6 protein-coding genes are annotated in these 7,360 nt (G+C 53.8%); 4 read left to right on the top strand and 2 right to left on the bottom strand.

The annotated features are described in order from the left end of the window. Positions 1-16: 16 nt before the first annotated feature. Both AB5202_RS08075 and AB5202_RS08080 read right to left on the bottom strand, forming a co-directional pair. Positions 17-1,399 carry an ATP-binding protein gene (locus tag AB5202_RS08075; protein ID WP_215693869.1) on the bottom strand — a complete coding sequence of 461 codons (1,383 nt, stop codon included), beginning with the start codon at positions 1,397-1,399 and terminating at the stop codon, positions 17-19. 95 nt (positions 1,400-1,494) lie between these two features. Further along, positions 1,495-2,853: a hypothetical protein gene (locus tag AB5202_RS08080; RefSeq protein WP_368144187.1), complete on the bottom strand. Its 1,359-nt coding sequence runs from the start codon at positions 2,851-2,853 to the stop codon at positions 1,495-1,497. 139 nt (positions 2,854-2,992) lie between these two features. Here AB5202_RS08080 and AB5202_RS08085 point away from each other — a divergent pair, with 139 nt between their 5' ends. From AB5202_RS08085 to AB5202_RS08100, 4 genes are all read left to right on the top strand, one after another. Further along, positions 2,993-3,610: a zinc ribbon domain-containing protein gene (locus tag AB5202_RS08085; RefSeq protein WP_215693873.1), complete on the top strand. Its 618-nt coding sequence runs from the start codon at positions 2,993-2,995 to the stop codon at positions 3,608-3,610. Between the two features lie 149 nt (positions 3,611-3,759). Then, on the top strand, positions 3,760-5,250 hold the full coding sequence (locus tag AB5202_RS08090; protein ID WP_215693875.1) for a zinc ribbon domain-containing protein: 1,491 nt from the start codon (positions 3,760-3,762) through the stop codon (positions 5,248-5,250). Positions 5,251-5,638: 388 nt separating this feature from the next. Continuing rightward, on the top strand, positions 5,639-7,015 hold the full coding sequence (locus AB5202_RS08095; RefSeq protein ID WP_215692896.1) for an SPFH domain-containing protein: 1,377 nt from the start codon (positions 5,639-5,641) through the stop codon (positions 7,013-7,015). Between the two features lie 12 nt (positions 7,016-7,027). Next, on the top strand, positions 7,028-7,291 hold the full coding sequence (locus tag AB5202_RS08100) for a hypothetical protein (RefSeq protein ID WP_368144186.1): 264 nt from the start codon (positions 7,028-7,030) through the stop codon (positions 7,289-7,291). The last annotated feature ends 69 nt before the right edge of the window (positions 7,292-7,360 follow it).

Here is a 7,360-nt window from a genome sequence, read left to right on the forward strand (position 1 = left end):
TTTCCAAGCCCCTTTCTTATAGTAGCTGCTCGAGTCCAACAAGCCTCGCGCTGCTTGCTTGAGCCGCTCTATTTTGACACGCTTCGCTAAATCCACCCTTGCTAAACAAGTAATACTGTTTGATCGGCCGGCCCAGCAGCGCACTGCGCCGCTCGAGTGTTTCAAGAACGTCGGTATCTACGGGCTCGTTTCTCCATTTGCACTCGCCAACGACGAGCTCGCCATCGGCATCCTCTAATACAATGTCAATCTCTTCTTGGTGACGCGTTGCCGGGTTAGTGCCCCACCAAGAGCCGATTGCCTTGGGCAGTACATCCAGCTCGCCCTCAACGACCTGTCGTATCAACCACTGGCGGCATACCTCTTCAAATGTGGGGCCCACGAAGGTAGACAAATCGCGCTTGACGATACGCGCGGCAACAGCGGCTCCGAGCCCCTCTTCAATTGTTCCCGTGTACTGCGGAACAAATCGATACCAAAACCTGAACAGGTTATCGCAGATTCGATAGACCACCTGACGTTTTGTTGCTTTGGCAACGGGCGTGACGCGTTCAACGATTCGCAGATCAATCAATGCGTCGAGTAATCGCGCGACTTGTGGCGTTGCGAGTCGGGTGACATCGGCGATTTCCTTGGGACGTACACAGCCGTTAGCGATGGCGGCTATGACGCCATTGTAGATAGCCGGGCTTCGGACTTCCTGCAACAGATAGTTCTGGGGCTCGGCGTACAGAAACGCATCTTGGCGCAACAGAGCGTGCTCAAGGTTCCATTGCGTGGAGCGCGTGCTATCAAGCTGCGATAAATAGAGCGGCATGCCGCCGACAACGGAATACAGCTCGATAATTCTCTCGATGGGTGCATCGGGAAGCATTTGCGCTACATCGAAAACGACAAAGGGGTCGATGCGCAACTGCATGGTGCGGCGCCCATAGAGAGGACTTTGGTGTCCTAGCACCTGGTGTTCCATAAAACTCATGGACGATCCGCAGAGCACCAAGAACAGGTTGCTCTTGTCTTTGTGTCGGTCGATAAGCGTTTGCAGACACGACGACACGCCCGGGTCGCTCTCGGCGAGGTAAGGATACTCGTCAATGACCAGAATGACTTGCTCCGCTTTGGCGCGTTCAAAGACGGACTCGAGTGCAACCTGGATGGAAGGGAATGCTGCTCCTGCGGCACTATCACCAAGCATCTCGCGGCTGAGCAGCGCAAGGTTTTCGCTTGCAACGGTTTGCTGCCCGGTAAAGAAGATCACACTGGGCTTATCCTGCGTAAAAGCGCGAAGCAGGCTTGTTTTGCCCACGCGGCGCCTTCCGTAGACTACGGCAAACTGGAAGGAACCCTTTTGATAAGCGGTTTCTAGGGACTCAAGCTCACTCTGGCGTCCGACAAACATGGCATGCCTCGCTCATATGCGTGTTACTAACATATATAGTACTAACACGTATGTGAGCAATTTTCCAGTCGGACGGAGAAGAAATGACAGCGCTTCTACTTAACGAGGCGCTTGAGTTTGGCATAGTCCTGAATCTGCTTTTTGCGCTTGGCGTTGAGGAGGTTGTTGAGGTCGAGCTTCTCAATGGTGCAGCGTTTGAGTAGCTCGGAGCTGTCAAAGCCGTTTGACTCAATGTCTTCATCCAGATCGTGCTTGAGCTTGGTCCATTTATTGAGCTGCGAGCGCACGTAGGCCGCGGGACGTTCTATCTCGTTGGCGATGTCGCGTACGCTGGCGCCCGTTCCAAACGACTCACGTATCTTCGCCGTCTCCTTGCGCGTGCGCTCGTTTTTGGCATCGGTCTTGCATCGATCGCTGCAGTAGTGCCGTTTGACGCCACGATGCCCGGCAAGTGAGTAGGCGCGTCCGCACTGCTCGCAATAGCCAATTTTGACGGTGCTCAGCTTGCGCGAAAAATCAAACCAGAGCCACGAGAGATAGCTGTCAAAGGAGAGGAACCCTGTGGACTCGTTGCCCTGGAACACATCCACGTGCGCGCCCGAGAGATGCGAGATCACGAGCGCCTGCACCAAAGCGGTGAGTGCATCGCGGTCATCGTTGTCAAGTTCTTCGCGGCGCTCCTGGATATCTGCTTGAGGGTCGATTACATAGAAGCTCTCCTCGCTATTGCTGACCTTGAGTCGCGCTGAAATCTCCGAGCTGGAGTCTTCGTCCATGTAGAACATCGCCTGCAAAACACTGAAGTCATTAGCGGTGAGCTCGTGTTCAAAAGAGAGCACGTTGAGTGCAACGAGGGATTCTTCCTCGTCGATCATAAACATAAAGGCGTAGAAATATCCCGCATCGGATTCGATTTTGCGCACGATGGGCAGGCTTTTGAATGAGTCGGTATAATCTCCGCCCGCCCTCAGGATAGTGGTGTAGATCTTGAAGGATGACCCGTTTGCCGCGCAGGTTACCACTGATTTCTCGATTCTTTCCAATGCGGAGACCTTTGCGATGGTGCAGCTCCCGTTGAGGTATTCCTGGATGCGCATGGCAATAAGTGCTGCCATCGCGGCATTGGCCCAATCGCGTACGGATTCTATTGCGTGCTTGCCAAAAAGCGGCCCGGTCTGTTCGGCGTAATCAAGTACGTTAAAGAGGCTTGCGCGGAAGGGCTGCTCTTTAACGGCGGTGGGTTCGATGCATGATGCCAGCCTGATCAGATCGGCATGGCGCTCGCTGTGTGCGGACCCTTCGTTGCTTTTGCTGCCGGCCAGCTCGGTGGGCATGTAGAGTTCAAAGACAAGCTGGGCCTCGCCAACGGGCCTATTGGGTTCGTTCTCTATGAGGTTGACTTTCTTAAACGGAATCGAACCTTCAACGGTGCGTGTTTGGGAGAACTCAAACATTGTTACCCCTGTCTCTAGCTGAAGGTTTAATAGCGTAGCACGTTTAGGAAAATTACCCGGTCAAAATCTCTATATCGGATAAACGGCCAATCGTATCTTGTGATCGTCAAGAAAAGGGGTAACGAGAAAGGACCCGATCATGCATTGCAAACAGTGTGGAGCAGAGATTAACGACGGCGCCAAGTTCTGCGGCGTGTGCGGAACGCCTACAGTCGCGGCTGCGGCCAGCACGGCGGGAGACGCGATTTACGTCGAGGCCCGGCCGATTGAGAGCCAGTCTGTCGAGGCTCAGTTTCAAGCGGCGGAGGATGCAGAGGCCGCTGCTTGCCTGCAAGATTCACTTCGCGAGTCCATCGGGTCCCTTACGCGAGCGTCAGTGATTTCGTTGCTCTATGTGCTCTTTTTCAATTACGTGCTGGGAGGGGGCTCACTGGGGCTCGACTATATGATTCTGCTGGGGCTGCTTCTGATTGGTCCCTGGAAGGTAATTATCTCGCTGTACCGCAGCGGTGTAAGGCTTCCCTTTGTCTATGGTGGCGGCATTATCGGTATCACGATTATGCTAATCGAACTTGTGGTTCTCGTGGGCCTTCCTGTCGTTGTTCTGATGCTTTTTTACTGGTTGGGCAGCGTGATTCACGGAGCGGTTCCGGTTGTTCCCGAATTAGCCCCGATGACGATGGTGGCACTTTGGCCTATCGTCTCGGTTGCCAACATCATCTTCAAGGCAATCAAGCTGCACATGGCTCGCGCCTAGCAAGTAGCCCGTCGCATGCCTTCCGCGTGGGGTCAGGCGAATTTGAAAGGTGAAAGAAAAGGTTTACAGTCGAGCAAATTGTCCTGGGCCTTTTCTGTTTGCAGGCTGTGGACTATCGTTTCGATATGCTGAAGTTCTAGGGGGGATATATGTACTGCGCAAGCTGCGGGGCAAAGATCAAAGACGGGGCGCGATACTGTTCCGCATGCGGAAAACCGTTGGATGTGGATGATGCGCCGGCGAATGCTCAGCAGCCGCTTCTTTCAGGTACACCAAAGGCGCCTGCTGATAGAAAAGCGACGAGCGATCCTGCTGCATCTCGCGCAGAGAGCGCTTCTCCGGCGCCCTCTGAGCATATGTCCTTTGCGGCCTTTATGATGCAGCGTCGGCAGATCGGCCGTTTTGCCGTGCCTACGTTTGTCGCCATTTTTGCAGCAATCATCTTTACCGCTAGTGTCGCCTACGCACTGGTCAAAGCTTACGAGGCCTTTGTGCTGCCTCAGCTGCAGCAGCAGGAACAGCCGGCTGCAGTCGAGAATAAGTCGTCTCAAAAGAAGGTCGCGGCAGCTAACAAGAAAGCGCACAAGGCCTACGAGGGCGTGGTTGCGCGTTACGAGGACTTTGTGAGCTATTGCGAGCAGAAGGGAGCTGGTACTGCCAACTACGACGACTGGGCTCTGGGGCGCGGCGATGATTCTGGGCTGGGGCAGATATTCGTTTATGACAGCCAGAATGCTCCCGGCTTTTTAAACTACTACTATGCTTTCGATGATTTGAACGGCGACGGAATTGACGAGTTGTTTATTGGGTCTGTCGATGCGCAGAACGATATTTCGGCGATTGTAGGTGCCTACTGCTTTGTTGATGGAAAGGCCGTTTCGGTTATGCCTTCGTCAGAGATGGTAGAAGGCTCCAGCAATATGACGAATCAGTATGACGGTTTTATTGCTCAGGGTGAGAGCCAAGTCATTACTGTCTGTAAGGACGGCATCGTTAAATTTACTTGTAGTCAGGATTGTAACCAGGCAGACTTCTATATTTCGCTTACTGCAAAGGGTCCTGAGGTCGTAGACGCGGTGCAAATTCAAAATAAGGAATTCGATAGACAGAATGGCGCCTACTTGGTGAGGACCGTCGAGGATGGTGGCAAACCACAGGAGACGATGGTCCAGGGGCGTGAAGAAGCGTGCAAAATTCTTGACGAGATTGCCGGGGAGCATCCGGAGGCCGACATTGAAAAGCCGTCTGCAAGCAGCGATATGTGGAAGGCATTCAAAGGAGCGGAGCCTTCGGAGAGCTCTTTGAAGGACGGCTCTGGCGCTGCAGACGATCGAACTGGCGCATCTCAAGCACCATCTGAAGCGGCATCCGATAGCGGCGACGATGGGGAGGCCGCTGCGGGCGACGATGGCGTGATCGCCGACATGGATGCGTTCATTGCAAACGCCAAGCGCGAGTTGATTGTGACAGATGACGCCTCTATTACGTACAAGGTCGCTGATAGGCCAAGCTATTGGGAGGGGGCGGCAACGTACGTTTGGTACGTCGAGTTTTATAAAGACGGAAAGGTCGTAGCGTCTGCGGAATGCGGCTCTGAAGGGTATCCGTGCCGGTCGATTATGGCCTATCACGAGAGCTAGTAACTTTAGCCGAGACATGTTGGCATTACGGCGTGCGCGGCTCCTATACCTTTCCCCTTGTTCCATCCGACGAGTTTAGTTACAGCTAAAACGGCCGTTACGAAGAGCTGACCGAGAGGCCGAAGACACTCGCCCGCTAAGCGGGTGTGCCCCAAAAGGGTATCTGGGGTTCGAACCCTCCCGGTTCTTCGTCAGTTGACCAAAGGTGCGACATTATTACCGCTCGCCGGCGGGTGACTAAATGCGATGACTTGAGGGCTATAATTAACCGAGCTAAGTTGGGGGATAGATTGAGACGCACGGGCTTTCGATGCGCCTGTCGGCTCGGCATTTCGCAATTCATTAGACACGCGGAGCGCGTGGTTTGGGATTAACGAAAGGAATCAGCATGTCTCTGTTCCATAGCGATAACGAAAAGGAAGAAAAGCACAGCGGAATACTCGGTGCCTTTTCTGTCGACAATATCAAATGGGAGCCTGGCAACAACGAAGATGCCTCGCTTGTCTCATTCCGCTATCCCTACGAGGATTTCCCCAACGGGTCCTATCTTCAGGTTGCGCAATCGCAGATTGCCGTTTTTACCAACAATATGGGGGCGGGCAGTTCTACTGACGCTACGGGTGCCGGCGATTCTCAGGTAAGCGTGTTTGTCGGTCCGTGCAAGATCAAGCTCGACACGGGAGACAGCCGATTCGCCCCGTTCCGCAATGCCGCTCATTCGCTTACCGGCGGTAGCTCGGCGTTTCATTCCGTTGTGTACTTTATCAATACCAACTACATGAACGAGCTACGCTGGGGCACGACCGAGCCCATCATCGTTCAAGACCCTGAGGAAGACGTCAACGTTCACGTTCGCGCCTTCGGTTTGTTTGGCGTGCATATCGAACAGAACGATTTGAGTCTGGTTCCCATTCAGGCGAGGAAGTTCCTTGTTAAGGTCGTGGGCACGCGAGATCGCTATACACGAGAAGAACTTACCTCCTTTATGCGGGCAAAAATCCTTGAGTATGTTCCCGACTTGCTTGCTAAGGCGATTGTTGACCAGGAGGTTTCCGTTCTTAAAATTGCGACGCATCTGAGCGACTTCTCGTCTCAGATGCAGGTCAAGCTCGTTAACTATTTCGATGAGTTTGGTCTCACACTCGATAACTTCTCGTTCAACAGCATCAAGCCCTTCGAAGAGGATCTTGCCGCCATCAACGAGATGAAGATCCAGCGTAAGCGGAGCATTCTCGAGGCACAGGGTAACGCTGCCCAGATGGACATCGAGTCCGAGGCACTTGCCAGGAAGCGTGCGCGCGAAGGCTACAACTATCAGCAGGAGCGCGGCATGGACGTAATGGAGGGTGCTGCGGGCAATGAGGGGAGTGCCGCATCGGGCCTCATGGGAGCCGGCATGGGACTCGGCATGGGCGTTGGCATGGGCGGTGCATTTGGAGCTGGCTTCTCCAACTTGGCCAACCAGACCATGGGCGCTGTTGCTCCCATGGTTGGAACGGCTTCCGCGTCCGCAGGTATGCAAAACGGTCTCGTGTGTCCCGGTTGCGGAAACGTTAATCCGATGGGTGCTAAGTTCTGCCTGGAATGCGGACAAAAGCTCGAGCAGGGTGTTGCGTGTTTGGCGTGTGGGCATCTTAACCCGGTCGGTGCCAAGTTCTGCCTTGAGTGCGGGAACCGGTTGACCTCGCCAAGGTGCCCGAGCTGCGGAGCCGAGTTGCCGGAAGGGACCAAATTCTGCCCCGATTGTGGAACTAAGATCCAATAAGGAGAAACAAAGATGAACGGTTCTGTTAAACGTGTCATTTTGGGCGAGGCAATCGTCTTGGTGGCGTGGCTTGTAATCATGTTTGTCTGCAAAAACGCGCTGATGAACCCTATCGTCTTTGCTATGTCGCTTGGTTTTGGGGTTTTGGCTTTTGCGGTGGCTTCGATTTCGGCTACCATGTCCGATAAGCAGTCCACGGTCAAAAGCACGACCGAAATCCATTATTTGCCGATTGCATCCAGCTGTGCCTATTTTGTTGTTGCCCTTCTAATATGAGAAAGCCATTGTCAATAGGCGTGTTTGTTCGAGCCCGGTTTTAAACCGGGCTTTTTCGTTTCCCGTCGG

It is taken from the genome of Collinsella aerofaciens (assembly GCF_040915545.1).
In the GTDB taxonomy this organism is placed as follows: Bacteria; Actinomycetota; Coriobacteriia; order Coriobacteriales; family Coriobacteriaceae; genus Collinsella; species Collinsella aerofaciens_BE.

Coding starts and splice junctions, on each gene's coding strand:
- AB5202_RS08075 (WP_215693869.1), bottom strand. CDS start 1,399: ATGTTTGTCGGACGCCAGAGTGAGCTTGAGTCCCTAGAAACCGCTTAT.
- AB5202_RS08080 (WP_368144187.1), bottom strand. CDS start 2,853: ATGTTTGAGTTCTCCCAAACACGCACCGTTGAAGGTTCGATTCCGTTT.
- AB5202_RS08085 (WP_215693873.1), top strand. CDS start 2,993: ATGCATTGCAAACAGTGTGGAGCAGAGATTAACGACGGCGCCAAGTTC.
- AB5202_RS08090 (WP_215693875.1), top strand. CDS start 3,760: ATGTACTGCGCAAGCTGCGGGGCAAAGATCAAAGACGGGGCGCGATAC.
- AB5202_RS08095 (WP_215692896.1), top strand. CDS start 5,639: ATGTCTCTGTTCCATAGCGATAACGAAAAGGAAGAAAAGCACAGCGGA.
- AB5202_RS08100 (WP_368144186.1), top strand. CDS start 7,028: ATGAACGGTTCTGTTAAACGTGTCATTTTGGGCGAGGCAATCGTCTTG.